The 20334-nt window shown below is 36.7% G+C and carries 20 protein-coding genes; 9 read left to right on the forward strand and 11 right to left on the reverse strand.

The window, feature by feature from the left end; genetic code table 11:
- Nucleotides 1-60: 60 nt before the first annotated feature.
- The 4 genes from EG339_RS16485 (at nt 61) to EG339_RS16500 (ending at nt 3230) form a co-directional block, all read left to right on the forward strand.
- A complete protein-coding gene (locus EG339_RS16485; protein WP_123871042.1) occupies nt 61-1038 on the forward strand; it encodes an acyl-ACP desaturase in 978 nt (325 codons plus the stop codon).
- A gap of 98 nt (nt 1039-1136) precedes the next feature.
- Complete coding sequence (locus EG339_RS16490) at nt 1137-1568, forward strand: BT0820 family HAD-type phosphatase (RefSeq protein ID WP_123871043.1); 432 nt, start codon at nt 1137-1139, stop codon at nt 1566-1568.
- Nucleotides 1569-1653: 85 nt separating this feature from the next.
- Nucleotides 1654-2463 (forward strand): type I methionyl aminopeptidase, encoded by an 810-nt coding sequence (map, locus tag EG339_RS16495; RefSeq protein WP_123871044.1) that lies wholly within the window; start codon nt 1654-1656, stop codon nt 2461-2463.
- A complete protein-coding gene (locus tag EG339_RS16500; protein WP_123871045.1) occupies nt 2463-3230 on the forward strand; it encodes a class I SAM-dependent methyltransferase in 768 nt (255 codons plus the stop codon). The genes map and EG339_RS16500 overlap by 1 nt, the downstream gene beginning before the upstream one ends.
- A gap of 71 nt (nt 3231-3301) precedes the next feature.
- Here EG339_RS16500 and EG339_RS16505 read toward each other — a convergent pair whose 3' ends face one another.
- Both EG339_RS16505 and EG339_RS16510 read right to left on the reverse strand, forming a co-directional pair.
- Nucleotides 3302-3628: a DMT family transporter gene (locus EG339_RS16505; RefSeq protein ID WP_123871046.1), complete on the reverse strand. Its 327-nt coding sequence runs from the start codon at nt 3626-3628 to the stop codon at nt 3302-3304.
- A gap of 222 nt (nt 3629-3850) precedes the next feature.
- Nucleotides 3851-4414 carry a Crp/Fnr family transcriptional regulator gene (locus EG339_RS16510; RefSeq protein WP_123871047.1) on the reverse strand — a complete coding sequence of 188 codons (564 nt, stop codon included), beginning with the start codon at nt 4412-4414 and terminating at the stop codon, nt 3851-3853.
- 414 nt (nt 4415-4828) lie between these two features.
- Here EG339_RS16510 and era point away from each other — a divergent pair, with 414 nt between their 5' ends.
- The 3 genes from era (at nt 4829) to EG339_RS16525 (ending at nt 8752) form a co-directional block, all read left to right on the forward strand.
- Nucleotides 4829-5704, forward strand: coding sequence for a GTPase Era (era, locus tag EG339_RS16515; protein WP_123871048.1), 876 nt, complete (start codon nt 4829-4831; stop codon nt 5702-5704).
- A gap of 66 nt (nt 5705-5770) precedes the next feature.
- Entirely contained in the window at nt 5771-6199 is a 429-nt protein-coding gene (locus tag EG339_RS16520; protein WP_123871049.1) for a DoxX family protein, read from the forward strand.
- Nucleotides 6200-6349: 150 nt separating this feature from the next.
- Nucleotides 6350-8752: a S9 family peptidase gene (locus EG339_RS16525; RefSeq protein ID WP_123871050.1), complete on the forward strand. Its 2403-nt coding sequence runs from the start codon at nt 6350-6352 to the stop codon at nt 8750-8752.
- Between the two features lie 107 nt (nt 8753-8859).
- Here the strand turns inward: EG339_RS16525 and EG339_RS16530 are convergent, their stop codons facing one another.
- The gene (locus EG339_RS16530; RefSeq protein ID WP_123871051.1) at nt 8860-9549 is read right to left on the reverse strand and encodes an HAD family hydrolase; all 690 of its coding nucleotides are present in this window, start codon (nt 9547-9549) and stop codon (nt 8860-8862) included.
- A 75-nt stretch (nt 9550-9624) separates the two neighbouring features.
- Here EG339_RS16530 and EG339_RS16535 point away from each other — a divergent pair, with 75 nt between their 5' ends.
- Nucleotides 9625-10185, forward strand: coding sequence for a Crp/Fnr family transcriptional regulator (locus tag EG339_RS16535; protein WP_123871052.1), 561 nt, complete (start codon nt 9625-9627; stop codon nt 10183-10185).
- 225 nt (nt 10186-10410) lie between these two features.
- Nucleotides 10411-10914 carry a GNAT family N-acetyltransferase gene (locus EG339_RS16540; RefSeq protein ID WP_123871053.1) on the forward strand — a complete coding sequence of 168 codons (504 nt, stop codon included), beginning with the start codon at nt 10411-10413 and terminating at the stop codon, nt 10912-10914.
- 39 nt (nt 10915-10953) lie between these two features.
- Here the strand turns inward: EG339_RS16540 and EG339_RS16545 are convergent, their stop codons facing one another.
- The 8 genes from EG339_RS16545 to EG339_RS16580 all read right to left on the reverse strand — a co-directional run bounded on the left by EG339_RS16545 (nt 10954) and on the right by EG339_RS16580 (nt 20293).
- Nucleotides 10954-12315, reverse strand: coding sequence for an MATE family efflux transporter (locus EG339_RS16545; protein ID WP_123871054.1), 1362 nt, complete (start codon nt 12313-12315; stop codon nt 10954-10956).
- A gap of 100 nt (nt 12316-12415) precedes the next feature.
- Nucleotides 12416-13600 (reverse strand): sigma-54-dependent transcriptional regulator, encoded by a 1185-nt coding sequence (locus EG339_RS16550; protein ID WP_123871055.1) that lies wholly within the window; start codon nt 13598-13600, stop codon nt 12416-12418.
- A 67-nt stretch (nt 13601-13667) separates the two neighbouring features.
- On the reverse strand, nt 13668-14327 hold the full coding sequence (locus EG339_RS16555) for a YggS family pyridoxal phosphate-dependent enzyme (protein ID WP_123871056.1): 660 nt from the start codon (nt 14325-14327) through the stop codon (nt 13668-13670).
- A gap of 74 nt (nt 14328-14401) precedes the next feature.
- Nucleotides 14402-15262: a polysaccharide deacetylase family protein gene (locus EG339_RS16560; RefSeq protein ID WP_123871057.1), complete on the reverse strand. Its 861-nt coding sequence runs from the start codon at nt 15260-15262 to the stop codon at nt 14402-14404.
- A 307-nt stretch (nt 15263-15569) separates the two neighbouring features.
- Nucleotides 15570-16301, reverse strand: coding sequence for a DUF72 domain-containing protein (locus EG339_RS16565; RefSeq protein WP_123871058.1), 732 nt, complete (start codon nt 16299-16301; stop codon nt 15570-15572).
- 4 nt (nt 16302-16305) lie between these two features.
- Nucleotides 16306-19158: a heavy metal translocating P-type ATPase gene (locus EG339_RS16570; RefSeq protein WP_123871059.1), complete on the reverse strand. Its 2853-nt coding sequence runs from the start codon at nt 19156-19158 to the stop codon at nt 16306-16308.
- Nucleotides 19159-19340: 182 nt separating this feature from the next.
- Complete coding sequence (locus tag EG339_RS16575) at nt 19341-19901, reverse strand: helix-turn-helix domain-containing protein (protein ID WP_123871060.1); 561 nt, start codon at nt 19899-19901, stop codon at nt 19341-19343.
- Nucleotides 19898-20293, reverse strand: a complete 396-nt coding sequence (locus EG339_RS16580) for an acyl-CoA thioesterase (protein ID WP_123871061.1) — start codon at nt 20291-20293, stop codon at nt 19898-19900. Before EG339_RS16580 ends, EG339_RS16575 begins: the two co-directional genes overlap by 4 nt.
- Between the last annotated feature and the right edge of the window lie 41 nt (nt 20294-20334).

The following is a 20334-nucleotide window of genomic DNA, read 5'->3' on the forward strand; positions in this document are numbered from 1 at the left end:
TTATTATGCGCTAAATAATAAATAAATCATATCTTTGCTAATTAAAAACTGAATATAAAAATGTATCAAAAGCTTGTTAGGAAAGAAGTAATGGGAATATTGGAAAAGGAAGTAGGTTCTTTTCTTGAGAAATTTTTAACGCCAATTGAAAAAATCTGGCAGCCTTCCGATTATTTACCAGATCCTTCAAGCGAAGAATTTAAGCATGATCTTGAAGAAATTCAGACGTTTGCCCGTGAAATGCCTTATGACCTGTTTGTAACATTAATCGGAGACTGTATTACGGAAGAAGCCCTTCCATCTTACGAATCATGGTTAATGGGAGTTGAAGGAATAGACCAGGAAGAAAAAGTAGGCTGGGCAAACTGGGTAAGAGCATGGACGGCTGAAGAAAACAGACACGGAGACCTGCTGAATAAATACCTTTACCTTTGTGGTAGAGTAAATATGCGAGAAGTTGAAATTACTACTCAATATCTTATTAATGATGGATTTGACTTGGGGACAAGCATGGATCCATACAGAAACTTTATTTACACAAGCTTCCAGGAAACAGCAACCAATATCTCTCACAGAAGAGTAGGAACATTGGCAAAACAGTCTGGAAACGGAAAATTAGCGAAAATGTGTGGTGTAATTGCAGCTGATGAAGCCAGACACGCAAAAGCTTATAAACATTTCGTAGCTAAAATCCTTGAAATAGATCCATCGGAAATGATCCTTGCCTTTGAAGATATGATGCGTAAGAAGATTGTAATGCCGGCTCACCTGATGAGACAGTCTGGCCAGAAGGCAGGAGAGCTTTGGGGACATTTCTCAGATGCTGCACAAAGATGTATGGTATATACAGGTCAGGATTATATCAATATTATGAAGGATCTGTTGGATGAATGGAAGATTGAGCATGTAAAAGGACTTACAGAAAAAGCAGAAAAAGCTCAGGAGTACCTGATGAAGCTTCCTGAAAGACTACAGAAGATTACAGACAGGGTTTCTACTCCGGATCTTCAGTTCCAGTTTAACTGGGTTAAAAGCTAACAGACCATATTATTATTTTAAATTATAAAAGTATTGAGTGCCTTTCTTTTTGGCACTCTTTTTATTTCTTATCTTTGCAAAGCTAAAAAAAGAACAAAATGTTAAATAATAAAAAGATTGCTGTTGACTTTGACGGGACTATTGTTGATGATGCTTATCCGGGAATCGGGAAGCCAAAGATCTTCGCTTTCGAAACCCTGAAAAGGTTACAGTCAGAAGGATACAGACTTATACTTTGGACATATAGACACGGAAAAACGTTAGATGAAGCAGTAGAATTCTGCAAAAAGAATGGGGTGGAATTTTATGCAGTGAACTCAAGTTTTGAAGGAGAAGTTTTTGATCCGGCCAATCAATCAAGAAAACTGGATGCAGACTGGTTTATTGATGACAGAAATATTGGAGGATTCCCTGGCTGGGGCGAAATCTACAATATCATTCAGGAAAGAATAGAATTCCGCGTTGAAGGAAGAGAAGTTTTGGCTTATTCAAAGCTTAAAAAAGAAAAGAAAAAAGGTCTTTTCTGGTAAAATAAAATATAAACTTTTAACAGTGTACCAATCTATCAATAAAAACGGATGCACTGATATATTAATACATTGGTAAATTAATACAATGATTCAATTAAAAACAATAGACGAACTGCGTCTGATGAAGGAGAGCGCCCGATTGGTTTCTAAAACATTGGGAATGTTAGCAAAAGAAATTAAGCCGGGAATTACGACTTTATATTTAGATAAATTAGCCCACGATTTTATTAAAGATCATGGCGCTCAGCCTGCGTTTTTAGGATATGGAGGCTTCCCCAACTCTCTGTGTATTTCTCCGAATGAGCAGGTAGTTCACGGTTTCCCGAATAATGAAGTAGTAAAGGAAGGAGACGTTCTTTCTGTAGACTGTGGAGTTATTTTAAACGGATTTGTAGGAGATCACGCTTACACCTTTGAAATTGGTGAAGTAAAACCGGAAGTTAAAAAACTGTTGAAAGTTGCTAAAGAATCCCTTTATAAAGGTATTGAGCAGTGTATCAGAGGAAAAAGGATCGGAGATATCTCTCATGCAATCCAGGCGCATTGTGAAAAAGAAGGATACGGTGTGGTAAGAGAACTTGTAGGACACGGTCTGGGAAGACAGATGCACGAAGATCCACAGGTTCCTAATTATGGAAGACAGGGGAGCGGAAAAGTAATCAAAGACGGGCTGGCAATTGCTATTGAACCAATGATTAACCTTGGAACTGAAAAAGTAAAATTTCATAATGATGGTTGGACAGTAACTACGTTAGATAACCTTCCATCTGCACACTTTGAGCATGATGTAGCTGTAATCAACGGTAAGCCGGTATTGCTTTCCACATTTGATTATGTATATGAAGCTTTAGGAATCGTAAGTGATGAAGAAAAGCCTTTCCAACTGGACTTTTAATGAAAAAGATAACTAAGCTTTTACTGAATAAAATTCCACGTCCCATGCTTATTAAAATGAGCATCTGGGCAAGACCGCTTATTTATCAGTTTTTCAAAGGCGATCAGTTTTATGATCCTATTGATGGAAGATCTTACCGTAAATTCCTGCCTTATGGCTATGGGAAACAAAGGGAAAATGCCCTTTCTCCGGGAACCTTAAGCCTCGAAAGACACCGCCAGATGTGGCTGTATCTTCAGAATGAAACCGATTTTTTCATTAAAAATTATAAAGTTCTGCATATTGCTCCTGAACAGGAATTTCTAAGGAAATTCAAGAGAATGAGTAACCTGAATTATATTTCAGCAGACTTATATTCTCCCATTGTAGATGTGAAGGCAGATATTCTGAATTTACCTTTTGAAGATGAGAGCTTTGATATTGTTTTCTGTAACCATGTTCTGGAACATATTCAGGACGATGCAAAAGCAATGAGTGAACTGTACAGGGTAATGAAGCCCGGCGGATGGGGTATTCTTCAGGTTCCTATGAAAAATTCACTGGAAAAGACTTACGAAGACTTTACCATTACAGATCCGAAAGAACGTCAGAAACACTTTGGCCAATACGATCATGTTCGCTGGTACGGAATGGATTATTTTGACCGTTTGCAAAAAGCAGGATTTGAAACAGATATCAATTTTTATTCACAGAAGTTTTCTGAAGAAGAAATCAAAAAATACGGGTTAAGGAGCAATGAAATCTTACCTGTAGTTTACAAAAAATAAAAAAACCGTCTTCAAAATCTGAAGACGGTTTTTACTTTACATATTGATAGAAGTTTATGCATTTGTTAGTGTCAGGAAGACACAGCCTTTAATCCTACAACAGAACCGATAAGAGTTACAATAAAGAAAACTCTCCAGAAGCTTACAGGATCCTTAAAGAAGATAATTCCCATTAAAGCAGTTCCTACCGCTCCAATTCCTGTCCATACCGCATAAGCAGTGCCAATAGGTAATGTTTGTGTCGCTTTTATCAGAAGGAGCATGCTGATAGTCATGGTTATCAGGAATCCTGCATACCACAAATACATCTCAGTTCCTGATGTTTCTTTTGCCTTTCCTAAGCATGATGCGAAGGCAACTTCAAATAATCCCGCGATAACTAATATGATCCAATTCATTGTTAAATTTTTCTACTGCAAATTTCAGCATTTGAATAGAGAAAAAATTTTACAATTGTTAAAAAATGATATTTAAGTAAGGTAAGCTTGGGTACTGGAAAAGGGAAATTATGGACTTGGAACCGGATTTTTGTGTTATTTTTATCAATGAATATTTTAGGCTGGAAGTTGTTATTTATTTACTTTTCTTTCAATAAGCCATCTTCCTTCCATAAAAACAACTTACTTAATTTCCGCCCGGATTCTGCTTAAGCTCACCTGTGTAATTCCAAGGTAAGAGGCAATATGACCAAGCTGGACCCTTTTAAGCAGATCAGGCTGATACTGAATAATATCTTTGTATCTCTCCAGAGACGTTTTAAACTGTCTTGAAATAATTAGTTCTTCTGATTTTATCATCTCTGCTTCAGCCAGTTTTCTTCCCCAGTTGGCAATATGAATATCTTCGTTAAAAAGTTTTCTTAAATTCTCAGTTTCCAGTATATATAGATCACAGTCTTCAAGGAGTTCTATGCTTTCATAGCCGGGTTTATCCTCCACATAGCTTTTCATTGAAAGAACACATTGCCCTTCACTTCCGAACCAAAAAGTAATATCATTGTCCGAAGTAGAAGAATAAGCACGGGCAATTCCTTTACGGATAAAATAAACATAGGGAATGACCTTGTCAGCCTCCATCAGGCAATAACCTTTTGGATGGGAAACTTCGGAGATATATGCTTTTAATTTGTTTTTTGAAGCCTCCGGGAGGAGGTAAATCTGGTCAAGAATCTGGTCTATATTCATAAAAGATGAATTCTAATATTCAAAAATATCAGTTTTAGGCAATGCAATACAAAATTATTTATGGTTTTTTATGAGAAAGGAATAAAGGGATTGGTCTATTGATAGGTAACCCTATTAAGAAAGACCATATTAAACATTTATATTTCCCTACATGCCATGAAGAACTAAAATTTTTCAAAACTTAAGTGTTCTTTATTGCAGTATCATATAAACTTTCTAAAGTGAACTTAGGTGTTAAAAGCTTTTGTGACTTTGTGATTAGAATAGATAAGTTTAAAAAACTGAACATACCCTCTTCAAAATCTTTTTGAAGTATACCAAAGCCAAATAACTCTCTTTTTTCGTTTAAATATTGAGATTAACTGTAAAGACCAATTTTGTTTTACTAACTTTGCAGTTCGTAATATTATTTTTATGCACAAAGCTGGATTTGTAAACATAGTTGGAAAGCCCAATGCCGGAAAATCAACACTTCTTAACCAATTAATGGGAGAGAAATTGGCGATTGTAACGCAGAAAGCCCAGACAACCCGTCACAGAATTTTTGGTATTTATAATGAAGATGACCTTCAGATCGTATTTTCTGATACTCCGGGAGTATTGGATCCAAAATACGGGTTGCAGGAGAAAATGATGGATTTTGTAAAAGATTCCCTTCAGGATGCTGATGTATTCCTGTTTATTGTTGATGTAACAGACAAAGCAGAGCCTTCAGAGTTTTTAATTGATAAATTAAATAAAATCCCCGTTCCTGTACTTTTATTATTAAACAAAGTAGATCAGACGGACCAGGCCGGACTTGAGAAATTAGTGGAAGACTGGCACAACAGGATTCCAAAAGCGGAAATTCTTCCAATCTCCGCTCTGAATGCCTTTAATACCGAAGTAATTCTACCGAAATTAAAATCCTTATTACCTGAGAATCCGCCTTACTATGATAAGGATCAGTATACAGATAAGCCGGAAAGGTTTTTCGTAAATGAAGCAATTCGTGAGAAAATCCTTTTGAATTATGATAAGGAAATCCCATATTCTGTGGAGGTGGTGACTGAACAGTTCAAAGAAAAAGAAGGAATTATCTTCATTGATTCTATTATTTATGTGGAAAGAGATACCCAAAAAGGAATCATTATCGGACATAAAGGAGAGGCGATCAAAAAGGTAGGTACAGAAGCAAGATTAGACCTGGAAAAGTTCTTTTCCAAGAAAATTCACCTAAATTTATTCGTTAAAGTGAAAAAAGACTGGAGAAAGAATGACAGAGACCTTAAGAATTTTGGCTACAGATAGACTAAAAATGCTGTGAAGCCCGTTGTATTTAAAGATTTTTATTACCTTAGTCTAAATTTTTAGTAAATGAACTACAATAATTCAAATTCGAGCTCAATACCTAAAGATATTATTATATTAGCAGTGAGGGTGTTTGTTGGTTTTGCAATGCTTTCTCACGGATACCCAAAACTCCAAATGCTGTTGGCAGGCGGTAAAATTGAATTTTTTGATTTTCTGGGAATGGGACCATTTGTTACCCTTATTCTCACGGTGCTTGCCGAATTTGTTTGTTCAATACTGCTGATATTAGGACTTTTTACAAGAGTTTCCGTAGGTTTCCTGATTTTTACAATGGTTATTGCCGGATTTGTAGTTCATGCAGCAGACCCATTTGAAAAAAGAGAAATGAGTCTTATCTATCTTTCAGTATATCTTCTTCTGATGATTATCGGGGCTGGAAAAGTTTCTGTAGATCATTTGATTGAAAGAAGAAAAAGGGCTTCAGACTGGTAAAAATAATACAATATAGAATAAAAAGAGCATCCGGAGATGCTCTTTTTTGTTGGGATTATTTTTAGGAATGTCTTTATTATCGGGGATTTCAGATGAGCTTACTATCATAATTCTCTCAAAAATCACTACATTCGTGGAAAATGAATCTATATGAAGATAAAACTGACAATCTGCCTTCTGGCATTTCTCAATTTTTATGATGCACAGGAGAATATTACCTATCAAAAGCCTTCTGCCGAAATTCTGAAACTGGCAGATTATGAAAGACCGCCGTCTGTTTTGATGAATAGCAAAAAAGACTGGGTGGTTTTTACTTACCGTTCTACTTATAAAACGCTGGATGATCTTAATCAGCAGGAAATGAAGCTGGGTGGGTTAAGAATCAATCCGCTTACCAATATTGCAAGTACCGTAACTTATTTCAATAATCTTAAAATAAGGAAATTCGGTGATAAAAATGAAGTACAGGTGAAAAACCTGCCTGCCGGAGCTAAAATTGCTTATGTACAGTTCTCACCGGACGAAAAGAAGCTTACTTTTACCAATACTACCAATAAAGGGGTAGAGTTGTGGATCGTAGACATGGAATCTGCTACAGCTAAAAGGATTACGGCAGATATCCTGAATGCTAATTTAGGAAATCCTTATATCTGGTATAATGATTCTCAAAGCTTATTAATCAGAACTCTGCCTCAAAACAGACCTGCGTTGATTGATTCCGGGAAAGACCTTCCAATAGGACCTATTGTTTCTACAGCAGATGGAAAGGTTTCCCAGAACAGAACCTATCAGGATCTTTTGAAAAATCCGCAGGATGAGAAAAACTTTGAGACGCTGGTTACTTCTGAAATATTCAACGTAGACCTGAACGGGAACCTTAAAAAGGTTATGAACCAGGATATGTATACAGGGTTAAGCTTTTCTCCTGACGGAAACTACCTGTTATCTACCGTTATTAAAAAGCCATTCTCTTATATTGTTCCATTGAGCAGATTCCCCATGACTACAACTGTATATGACACAAAAGGGAATACTGTTAAAGTGGTGAATGAAATTCCTCTGAATGAGATTATGCCTAAAGGATTTTCATCGGTAAGAACCGGAAAGAGAGAAATGTCGTGGAGAAGTGATGCTCCGGCAACATTGGTCTTTACAGAAGCTCTTGATGGTGGAGATCAGTATAAAACAGCAGAATACAGAGATGAAATTTTCACCTGGGAAGCACCGTTTACAACAGCTCCGAAATCATTCTTTAAAACAAAACAGAGATTTGAGGATGTAAACTGGACGAATGATCATTATGCTTTAGTTTCTGAGGAATGGTACGATACCAGAAATACCAAAACTTTCCTGATTGACCTTAACAATGGCGAGTCAAAAGTTATTGATGACAGAAATTCACAGGATGTTTACAGTGATCCGGGTAAATTCAATACAGTGAAAAACCAGTATGGCAGATCTGTTATTGATTTGAAAGGCGGAAAAGCCTATCTGATGGGCGACGGGTTTACAAAAGATGGCCAGCACCCGTTTGTGGATGAAATGGATATCAAATCCCTGAAGAAAAAAAGACTCTATACTTCCAATCTTAAAGGTGTTAAAGAAAGTATTGTAGATATTTTAAATCCTTCAAAAGGAGAGATCCTGACAACGCAGGAATCATCAAGCCAGTATCCGAACTTCTATAAAAAGAATATTAAATCTAATAAAGCTGAAGCGGTAACTCATTTTGCCAATCCTTTTGAAAGCATTAAAGATGTTTACAAAGAAGTTATTACTTACAAAAGAAATGATGGTGTTACTTTAACGGGCACTCTTTACCTACCGGCAAACTACGATAGAAAGGCTAAGAAAGAAAAATTACCTTTATTGATCTGGGCTTATCCAAGGGAATATAAGGATAAAAATACAGCTGGACAGAGCACTCAGAATGATAATGATTTTACCTTTCCGTATTACGGTTCTTTTGTGTACTGGGTGACTAAAGGATATGCTGTTTTAGATAATGCAGCATTCCCAATCATCGGAGAAGGAAAAACAGAGCCAAATGATACCTTTATTACTCAATTGGTGGCCGATGCGGATGCCGCGATCAATGCGGTAGACCAGTTAGGATATATTGATAAAAAGAAAGTAGCTGTTGGTGGACATTCATATGGAGCATTTATGACAGCTAACTTACTGACGCATTCCAAGCTTTTTGCCTGCGGTATTGCCAGAAGTGGTGCTTATAACAGAACATTGACACCTTTTGGATTCCAGAGTGAGCAAAGAAATTATTGGGACGTTCCGGAGATCTATAACACGATGTCTCCGTTTATGAATGCCGACAAGATGAAAACACCATTGCTTCTGATCCATGGTGATGCAGATAATAACCCGGGAACTTTCACCTTGCAGACGGAAAGGTATTTCCAGGCATTGAAAAACCTCGGGGCGCCGGTTAGAATGGTTCTTCTTCCAAAAGAATCCCACGGATACCAGGCTAAAGAGAATATTTTCCACGTTTTATGGGAACAGGATCAGTTCCTTGAAAAATGTCTGAAAAAATAAAAGAAAAGGCTGTCTCAGAAATGAACAGCCTTTTTACTTTATGGAATGAAAAGAAAAGCAAGGTGAAGCTTTACTCACTGTTTTAAGAACTTAATGAATCTCAATGGTTAAAGAAATGATAGGATTTCATTAATCGATCTCAGTTCCATAAAATTTTCATGTTCCAGGTTTACGTCATGCTGCTCATGGCTCCAAGTAATATGATAAGGAATATGGGCTGCTGATCCGCCAATTTCCAATACTGGCAAAACATCCGATTTAATAGAGTTTCCAAGCATCAGAAAATTTTCCGGCTCACAGTCGAGATGCTTTAGCAGCTTTTTATAATCATTTTCCTTTTTATCGCTCATGATTTCAATATGATGAAAGTAGCCCTGTAATCCTGAATTTTTCAGTTTACGTTCCTGATCCAGCAAATCTCCTTTTGTAGCAACTACAAGCCTGTATTTCCCTTTTAAGCTTTCAAGAGTTTCTGTTACCCCATCTAAAAGTTCAATCGGTTTCTGAAGAAGCTCCTGGCCTAATTCAATAGCTTTGTTAACCATTTGTAATGAAGCTGTATTACTGGAAACCCTTCCGATGGTTTCAATCATGCAAAGTATAAATCCTTTTACCCCATATCCATATAGGTGAAGATTCTTCATTTCTGTTTTAAAAAGCTCCTGGGATACGGAATGATGGGGAAGATAGTCTTCAAGCAATGCGCAGAATTCGTTTTCTGCTTCCTGAAAGTAAGGTTCGTTGATCCAAAGTGTATCATCTGCATCAAAAGCTATGGTGGTAATGTGATTATTCATTTTAGTTTTGTAAATTTCTGCTTCAAATTTCTATATAAAAAATAAACCCGCAAAGGACAATTGTCCCGGAGACCTATGTTACGAACAAATCAGTCATTTTTAAGCCATCTTGAGGAACTTTACCGGAAACAAACCGGAGAGAATATTATTCTGGAATCCTTTTCCAAAGGACAGAAATTATTGACCCAGGATCATTCTGTTTCTAAAGTCATGCTGATTAAAGAAGGGATTACAAAGTGCTACTTTGAGGAAGAAAACGGAAAAGAATACATTGTTGAATTCCTGGGAAGCGGTGAAATCCTCGGTGAAGTAGAACTGATTAAAAATATACCCTGCCTGTGCGGTATTGAAGCGCTGACGGAAGTGGAGGTTTACACCATAAGTCTGCCATATTTCAATGAACTGATTCAGAAAGATCTTATTTTAAATAACTTATTGCTGAACTCCTTTGCGGAGCGTATCATCAATACCTCAAGCAGAGCTTCATACCAACAGCTTTATACAGTGGAACATACATTCACTCAGTTGCTTAAAATGCAGTCTAAACAGAATATTCAGATTTCAAAAGAAGATATGGCTGCATACCTCGGAATTACAGTAAGAAGTCTAAACAGAATTTTGAAGGATATAAAATAAAGAATTGAATAGCCTGAGATTCGGGGGAATTAATAGGTTGTCAGTAATTTTGTGTTCCTTCTTTTTCAATATGGCATTCTAGATAAAAAGTATTTTTAATTATTTTATCTGTTTTTATAGGGGTATTTGTGTTTTTTTTTATCTCAATTTAAATGATTTGTTTAATTTGAGAAGGGTTTTTAAAAAAAATATTATTTTTACACCATAAATATTGATATGATATCTATGGAGAATCTAAAATTCAGGGATGCTGAATTTACTGATTTAAATACGATTGTAGCTATTTACAACTCAACGGTCGCTTCAAGAATGGTAACGGCAGATGTGAAAGAAGTTTCCGTAGAGAGCAAAGTACAGTGGTTTAAAGAGCATAATCCTGATACCAGGCCACTTTGGGTGGTAGAAGATGATAAAGGGAAGATTGTGGGATGGGTAAGCTTCAGTTCATTCCATGAAAGGCCCGCCTACAGTGGGACCGTGGAAGTGAGCATTTATCTGGATGAAAGCTGCAGAGGAAAAGGCTATGGAAAAATTATTCTTCAATATTGTATTGATAATGCCGGGAAATTCGGAGTGAATAATCTGGTTGCACTTATATTTCTTCATAACGAGCCTAGTCTGAAACTGTTTAGACATTTTGGGTTTGAAGATTGGGGAACGCTTCCGGATGTGGCTGTTCTGGATGGTATTGAACGAAGTCTGAAAATTTTAGGAAAAAGAATCAAATAAAATAAAAAAGGCTGCTTCCATAGAAACAGCCTTTAAATATTACATATTCTGCTTAATTCGTTTGGCAGACATATTCATAAATCGTTTGACCAGGAAGACGGCGGAAACCGTTAATCCTAATCCAAGAGCGATCCACATTCCGAAAGCTCCCATTTCCAATGTTACACAGAAGAAATAACCCAACGGAATGGTAATTATCCAATAGGCGATGAAAGTATAAATTGACGGAATTTTTACATCCTGCAATCCTCTCAATGTTCCTAAAGCTGTTACCTGAATACCATCAGATAATTGGAATAAAGCCGCAATAATCATCAGTTTTGAAGCTAATGCAATTACTTCAACTTCTTCTTTTTTTGTGAAGAAAGTAGGTAAAATGTTTCTTCCTAAAATGAAAACCAATCCGCAGATACACATAAAGATAAAAGCAATCTTTAAGTTATTGATCCCGACTTTTCTTAGCTCAACAAAGTTCTGCTCTCCAAGTTTTCTTCCGATCATTACCGTAGAAGCCACACTGAACCCAACGCAAAGGTTGAAGGTAAATGAAGCCATACTCAGAGCGATCTGGTGAGACGCAATATCATGTGCAGAAATTAATCCGCATATGAAAGCAGCACCGGCAAAAGCCGTTACCTCGAAGAACATCTGTAAAGCAGTAGGCAATCCCAGTCTTACCATTTTATCAAACATGGCTTTTGAGAAGTTTTGAATTTTTAACGAAAAATCCTTGATATAACGTCTCGTTCTTTCTTCCTTCAATAATACAAAATAAAGGAAAATTACCATGAAAATTCTGGAAATTAAGGTGGCTAACGCAGATCCTTTTACACCCATTGGAGGTAACCCCCAAAGACCTTTGATGAACACATAGTTTAAGGCAATATTGATAACGTTAGCAATGATGGTAGCTTTAGTTACCCCAATGGTGTATGAAAGACCTTCAGAAACCTCACGAAGCGTTTGAAATGCCATAAACGGAATCATGCTGATAACCATAATGCTCAGGAAGTCTACTGTATCAGGAATAATCTTTGCGGGTTGTCCTGAGTGATAGAGTAGAGGCATTCCTAAGAGAAGAATTACCATAAGTAATATTCCCACCGTCATATTGATAATAAAACCATGGCTGAATACAGAGTTGATTGTATTATGATCCTGCTTTGAATGGGCTTCCGAAACCAGTGGAGGTATAGCAAATGAAAAGCCAAGTGCCAGTACAAATATAGAGAAGAATACTGCATTTCCTAATGAAACAGAGGCTAATGCATCTGCCCCTAGCAGTTTTCCGACAATAATATTGTCAAATAAATTCACCGAAACTTGCCCTACCTGGGTGAGCATCACAGGCAGAGCCAAAGTCAGGCATTCTTTTGTGTAGTTTTTGTTTAAAAATTTCATAATATTTTAAGATTCATATAGTTTATCATTTGTATAGTCCAAAAAAAAAAATTTGCAGTAGTACTACTGCAAATTTTTATGTATTGTAATAATAGTTGTATTATTTCCTTACAAAACTTGCAACGTCACTTTCAGAAACAGTATTTCCACCAAGAATAATCAGTCTTTCCACAACATTTCTTAACTCTCTGATATTCCCGGTCCACGAAAGCGATTTTAAAGCATCAATAGCTTTATCATCAAACTTTTTCACAGCAGTACCATGTTCATCGGCAATCATACCGGAGAAATGTTCAACCAATAATTTGATATCATCTTTTCTGTCATCCAACGGTGGAACATAGATTTCAATTACAGAAAGCCTGTGGTAAAGGTCTTCTCTGAATTTGCCTTCCTCAATTTCTTTCTGCATGTTTTTATTGGTTGCTGCAATTACTCTTACATCAACTTTTATTTCTTTATCGCTTCCTACAGGAGAAACTTTACTTTCCTGAAGGGCTCTCAATACCTTAGCCTGAGCAATAAGGCTCATATCTCCGATTTCATCAAGGAAAATGGTTCCTCCGTTAGCCTGCTCAAATTTACCTTGCTTATCTTTAATAGCACCGGTAAAAGAACCTTTTACGTGTCCAAAAAGTTCAGATTCAATAAGCTCAGATGGGATCGCTGCACAGTTTACCTCTACCATAGGTCCTCTTGCCCGTTCACTTTGGTTGTGAATGGCATGGGCAACTAATTCTTTTCCAGCACCGTTTGGTCCTGTAATAAGAACTCTGGCATCAGAAGCAGCTACCTTTTCGATCATATCCTGAATCTTCTGCAAAGCAGGAGAATTCCCGATCATCTGGTATTTTTTATTTACTTTTTTCTTTAAGGTTTTATTTTCAGTCTGAAGGTTTTTGTTCTCCTTCTTCAGGGTTTCCTTAGCTAAGGCATTTTTTACGCTGGTGATGAGCCTGTTGATGTCAATAGGCTTGGAAATAAAGTCGTATGCACCCTCTTTCAGGCAGGAAACGGCAGAATCAATGTCTGCGTGGCCTGAAATCATGATGAATGTAGTTTCAGGTTTCAATACGAGACTCTGCTTTAAAAGCTCGGTTCCTGAAAGTTTAGGCATTTTGATGTCAGAGATCACCAACGCGAAATCTTCTTTTTCTACCTGTTTGTAACCTTCAAGGCCGTCTTCGGCGATAACAAATTCATAATCTGTAAGTTCGTCAGAAAGAATACTGTGAAGTACTCCTGAGATTGCTTTTTCGTCTTCTACTATAAGGATTTTTTGCATAGTCGCAAATTTAAATTTTTTGTTTCAATTATTAGCAAAAACCATACCTAAATATTCTGTAAATATTCTATTGGGAATAGTCTCTTCTTCCGAAAATTGCAGATCCTACTCTCACAGAATTAGCACCACATTCAATTGCTATAGGGAAATCATCACTCATTCCCATTGATAAGGTTTTTAAAGGTTTTAGTTGATTCAATTCATCAAAAAGTGCCTTTAAGGTTAAAAATTCTTTTCTGATCTGTTGTTCATTATCCGTAAAAGTTGCCATTCCCATCAACCCGGTAATTTCAACATTCGGAAAATTCCCATCAATATACTGCTGGAAAAGCGCCTTTGCTTCTGAAATTTCAAGCCCGAATTTACTTTCTTCTGCTGCGATTTTAGCCTGAAGCAAAACTTTTATAGATCTGTTGTTTTTAGCTGCTTCCTTATTGATCTCAGCCAACAGTTTCTCTGAATCCACACTTTGAATAGTATCTATGAACGGAGCGATATATTTTACCTTATTGGTCTGCAGATGCCCGATCAGGTGCCACTGGATATCCTGTGGAAGAAGAGGGGCTTTTTCCATCAGTTCCTGAACCTTATTTTCTCCAAAAACCCTCTGTCCTAAATCATATGCCTCCTGAATAGCAGAAACCGGATGCGTTTTTGAAACGGCAACCAGCTGAACATCCGCTGTAAGCTGATCTTTTATCTTTTTATAATTTTCTTTAATACTCATACATGCAAATTTCTGAAATTTAGGCTAAGGTTCAAAGTTTAAACTAATGGAAAGCTGATTTTTCTTGCCTTAAACTAGTTCAGTACTTCATTGATCTTAGGATATTGGGAAATCTTTCTGAAAACAAACTTATTGCTTTTCTGTAATTTTTCGATAAACAAATCCAACTCGTTAATAGAATCGGTATCTCTGAGATATTGGTCGTGAGTCAGAAAAACCAGGTGTCTTGATGTTTTTTCAAGATCATTAAGAAAGATGCTGTCTACTTTTTTTAACATGGCTTCGTGGCTTCCTTTCAACGTCATTTTGTGGGAAGGTCTCCATTCAAGATCCCAGCCAATCACTTTATATCCTGCTCTTTTAAGTCCGTCTGCAGCAGCTGTAGAACTTTTAATATCTGTTACATTAATGTTATTGAGTCTCCAGATATTTCTTCCCGGTGTTCTAGCTATTTTATCGTGAAGCTTCAGGCTGTCTTTGGCAATGTCGAAATCACGTACCACAGCATCTGCATTTTTATAAAAATCAGTGTATTTGTTATGCGCATGCGTGAAGCTGTGGTTAGCCAGTTCAATAAGAGGATTGTCTTTTAGAAGTTTAAAATCATTTTTCTGTTTTGTGCTCCCGTAAGCATGTTTTCCTACTAAAAAAGCAGTGGCACACACATTTCTCTTATCCAGGATCTTTAAAAGATTTTCGGTTCCCTGATTGGGGCCATCGTCAAAGGTAAGGTAAATCACTCTTTTATCCGGATCTACGCTTTCATCGTCCATCGTGGGGACTGTTTCTGCGGCAGGATGTTCCTGTAAACTGACAGTATCGTTTACATCACTTTTAAAATTACAGCTGTTTAATACTACTGAGGTTGCACTCACCAATGCAAACATCCCGAGAAAAGCCTTATTTTTTGACTTTCCCGCAAAAATTTTTCTCATAAAGATAATGGAATTTTAAATTGTTAAAAATCGTTAAAAATAACGTTTGAATGTTAACAAATTATATGCCATGTTTCTTAGCTTTTTCTCTTTTTAAGATTATTTTAAGAACTTTATTTTAAAGCCTTTTTTCATTAAAATGCTGATTCTGAATTTATATTTTTGTTTTCCGTAAATCTTAACATTTATAAATACTGAACCGATAGTCATTTTCTATTTTTGTTATGATAACGATATTATTCCTCTGTTCAGGAATTATTTTATCTTAACAAATCGACGGATGATTGTTGGGGTAAAAATGAAGCTGTTACTTAATTAAAATGTTTTTCAGATATATTGCATTTTTAATAGCAGCAGTTCCCCAGGTATTATTAAAGAATATGAATGCAGTTTGCTTTTTATGGCTAAGCTCTTTTGCAAGATTGTTCAGAAAATCCTCATTGTATTCGGATTTGTACAGTATGGGTTTTCCGTGGAGTCTGTAATATATTATTTCAGGATGATTGATGATGATCTCTTCGGAAAGATTTCCAGGAAAGCTTACCCCTGAGAAAACCATATTTTTACTTTTTAACAGATCAAAGATTTCCTTTCTCCACCAGGATTCGTGACGGAATTCAATAACATTTAAAAAGTGGGTGTCAATATTATTAACAACCAGATCTGTATTTTCCAATGTATTTTTAAAGGAGGGCGGAAGCTGGTACAAAAAACCGGAAAGTTTTTGTTGAAGATGCTTTTGAATGTACTGGCAAAATCCTGTGATCTCTTCTCCACTTTCCTGGAGACGTTTCTGATGGGTAATTGCTTTGGGAATTTTAATGAAAAACCTGAATGATTCAGGAGTATCATCATACCATTTTAAAAGCGTTTTAGCAATAGGCTTTCTATAAAATGTGGAATTGATCTCTACCGCATTGAAAACTTCAGCATATAAAGAAAGAAAATCTTTACTGGAGACATTCTCAGGATATAGTGACCCTTTCCAGTCATTATTATAAAACCCTGAACACCCTATGTAAAGATTTTCTTTTTTCATACTGTTATTTTATCTCCAGATCTACCGAATTTAATCTCAACGAATTCAGGATCACGGATAATGAGCTGACACTCATTGCGGCGGCGGCAATCATCGGTGATAACAGAACTCCAAAGAATGGATACAATAATCCTGCCGCAACCGGAATTCCTAAAACATTATAGATAAAGGCAAAAAACAGGTTTTCCTTAATGTTTTTTAAAAGTTTTTCACTCAGCAGCTTGGCTTTTGCAACTCCTAAAATGTCTCCTTTTAATAAAGTGATCTCAGCACTTTCAATGGCTACATCGGTTCCTGTTCCCATAGCTATTCCTATATCTGACTGGGCCAGGGCAGGAGAGTCATTAATTCCGTCTCCGGTCATGGCTACGATTTTACCTTGCTGCTGCAGTTTTTTTACTTCATTCAGTTTATCTTCGGGAAGACAGTTTGCTTTAAAATGTTTGATGCCCAGTTCTTCTGCGACCGCTTTTGCGGTATGCTCGTTGTCTCCGGTCATCATAATGATATCAACACCTTCACTCATTAATCGTTCTACCGCTTTTTTAGAACTCGCTTTAATTTTATCTGTAAAGCTGATAAATCCTAATACATTCTGATCCTGCGCCACATAAGAAATTGTATGTGCCTTCGACTGTACTTCTATTGCTTTCTGTTTTAATACATTAGGGATCTGGATCTGATGGGAAGTTAATAAGCTTTCATTGCCAAGGTAAGCTGTTTTACCATTAATGTTTCCTTTGACTCCTTTTCCTGAAACGTTTTCAAACTTATCTACTTTTTCTGCAGTTATATTTTCATCCTTAGCCCTCTTGATAACGGCATTGGAAAGTGGATGCTCAGAGTTTTGATTCAGGGAGAAAGCAAGCTTTAGAATCTCCCTTTTATCTTCATTGTTTATGATTTCAATATGTTCAACGGAAGGTTTTCCTTCTGTTAAGGTTCCTGTTTTATCAGTAATTAATACGTTTACTTTGTTCATTTGTTCCAGGGCCTCTGCATTTTTGATTAGGATGCCATTTTTAGCTCCTTTTCCAATACCTACCATTAAAGACATGGGAGTTGCAAGACCTAAAGCACAAGGGCATGCTACAATTAAAACAGCTACGGCATTTACGAAAGCAAATAAACTTCTTTTTCCTTCCGGGCCAAAGAACTGCCATAATACAAAAGTAAGAACAGCAATAAGGATTACTATGGGAACAAATACTTTTGAGACCTTATCTGTTAATTTTTGAATCGGTGCGCGGCTTCGGCTTGCTTCATTCACCATTTTAATGATTTGTGAAAGTAAGGTTTCATCGCCTACTTTTTCTGCCTTCATAATGAATACCTGGTTTCCGTTAATTGTTCCTGAGGAAACTTTATCATCAACAGTTTTTTCAACAGGAACGGGTTCTCCCGTAATCATACTTTCATCTACAATAGAGCTGCCTTCAGTTATTTTTCCGTCAACCGGAATTTTTTCACCTGGCTTTACTTTTAACAGGTCTCCGATTTTCACCTGGGAAAGTAAAACTCTTTTTTCTTCACCATTTATGATGAGATTGGCTTCATCCGGAGATAAGTTCATGAGTTCCTTAATGGCATTTCCTGTTTTTTTATGAGCGGCAGCTTCCATTAACTGCCCCAGAATTACAAGGGTCAGAATAACACAGACTGCCTCAAAGTATAATGGGATCTCATGATTATGTCCGCGGATTTCATGGGGAACGATATCTGGGAAAACCAATGCTGCAATACTGAAAATAAATGCCGCAGCAACCCCCAGAGCAATTAAGCTGAACATATTGAGATTCCAGGTTTTGAATGAAACCCAGCCTCTTTTTAACAGAAACCACCCTGAATAGAACATAACAAGGAGAGTTAATGCCAGTTCAACATAGCCCTGAATCTGGTGTGAGAACGGAAAATCAATAAACATTCCGCCCATGGAGAGAATAAAAACAGGAATAGTAAATGCCAGTGAGATCAGGAATTTTCTTTTCAGAATGTTGTAGGTTTCATCTTCTTCATCGTCCCCGCTGTCAGGCATTCTAACCAGGTCCATTCCGCAGATTGGGCAGCTTCCCGGTTCATCACGGATGATCTCAGGGTGCATTGGGCAGGTATATTTTGCCGTCTTCTTTTCCGGATATTTTACCAGGTCCATTCCGCAAACAGGGCATCCAACGTTAGAGTCATAAGTTTTGTCTCCCTCACAATACATCGGGCAATAATATCTTCCTGCCATTTCATCAGTAACTTTAGGCGCTTCGTGATGATGGTTATGACTGTGATTGTGATTATGAGTGTGTGAATGTGAAGCCGCATTCTTAGCCATAGCCTCAGATATTTCTTCCAGATGCATGTGGCATACAGGGCAATCACCTTTTTCTTCGTAAACTTTATCTCCTTCACAGAACATCGGACAATAGTATTTTCCGGCACTGTCTTTAAAGTTTTCAGGAAGGTTGGTTGCTGAATAAACAGGTTTGTGGTTAGGATCTTTTGCCAGCTTTTCTTCAATAGGAACCAAGTACATATTACAAACCGGACATCTTTCACCCTGTTTGAAATATACTTTGTCACCTTCACATTCCATTGGGCAATAATATACTGAAGAAGGAGATACACGATCCTGAGGTTTTATAAATGCTTTCTCCGGATTGTTGGGATCCTCCAACTTGTATTTTCCTATTTCCGCAAGGGAATCATTTAAAACTGAAAGAGCAACCGCATGATCAGAAGTGATGGTAGCGGTATTGTTTTCCAGATTTACATCGGCTGTAACCCCGTGAATGCTGTTCAGTTGATCGGATATTTTTTTCTGGCAACCGGAACAGGTCATTCCGAGTATTTTATACTGTTGTTCCATGATTCTTAAATTTATACTGCAAATTTCCAAAATGAAAATCTAAGGCTGTTATAAATTTAAGGATAATAGTTATAGAATTTAGGTTTGAAGTTTTTTCCAGAGTTAGAGTATCAGAGTATTGATCAATTATTTGTTATCATAAACAGCTTTCAAACCTTCAAACTCGAATACTCTTTAACTCATTAAAGATTATCAAGGGGTTTCCTGTGATGAACCTTTAATTTCTTGAATTCAGTAGGGGTGAATCCGGTAACATTACGGAATTGGGTGGAAAGGTGTTGAACACTTTTATACCCCAGCTTTCCTGCGATTTCGGTGAGGTTGAATTCATTATATAAAAGCAATTCTTTTACTTTTTCTATTTTTTGAAGAATAAAAAACTGTTCTAGGGTTATGTTCTCATTCTGTGAGAATGTTTTTGAAAGAGAGCTATAGTCTCTATGGAGCTTTGAACTTAAAAATTCAGAGAGAAGGAAATCTTCATCAATATCAAGTTCAGTGATTTTTACAATAACGAAGTTCTTAATTTTCTCAATAAGCTGATGGGAAGAATCCATAATTCTTTCAAATCCGGAGGCAAGGAGTTTTTCTTCAATGGCTTGCATTGTTGCCGGGGGAATGTCAGATTCTGTTTCTACTTCTCCCAAAATAACGGAATTTGTTTTTATACCAGCGTTATTAAAAATAACTTCTACAGCAGCAATACACCTGTTGCAGACCATGTTCTTGATGAAAATCTTCATACGCCGCTGTTTAGTCTGTCTTTTACAAACTCAATCTTGGTTTTGCCATGAGGAGCAGGATTTCCTTCGCTATCCAGGTTAACCATTACAATTTTTTCAACGGTAATAATGGTTTGATGTGTCATTTTATTACGCACATCACATCTTAAAGTAATAGAGGAAGAACCAAAGTGAGTAGCTTCAATACCAATTTCAATAATATCTCCCTGTTTAGCAGAACTCACAAAATTGATCTCTGAAATAAATTTGGTAACTACTTTTGTGTTTTCAAGCTGGATAATAGCATATAATGCAGCTTCTTCATCTATCCATTGTAAAAGTCTTCCTCCAAATAGTGAGTGATTAGGATTTAAATCTTCGGGCTTTACCCATTTTCTTGTATGGTAGTTCATGTTCTTAATAATTTGCAGTACAAATTTAACGTTAAATAGCG

The organism is Chryseobacterium bernardetii, assembly GCF_003815975.1.
Classification (GTDB): Bacteria; Bacteroidota; Bacteroidia; order Flavobacteriales; family Weeksellaceae; genus Chryseobacterium; species Chryseobacterium bernardetii.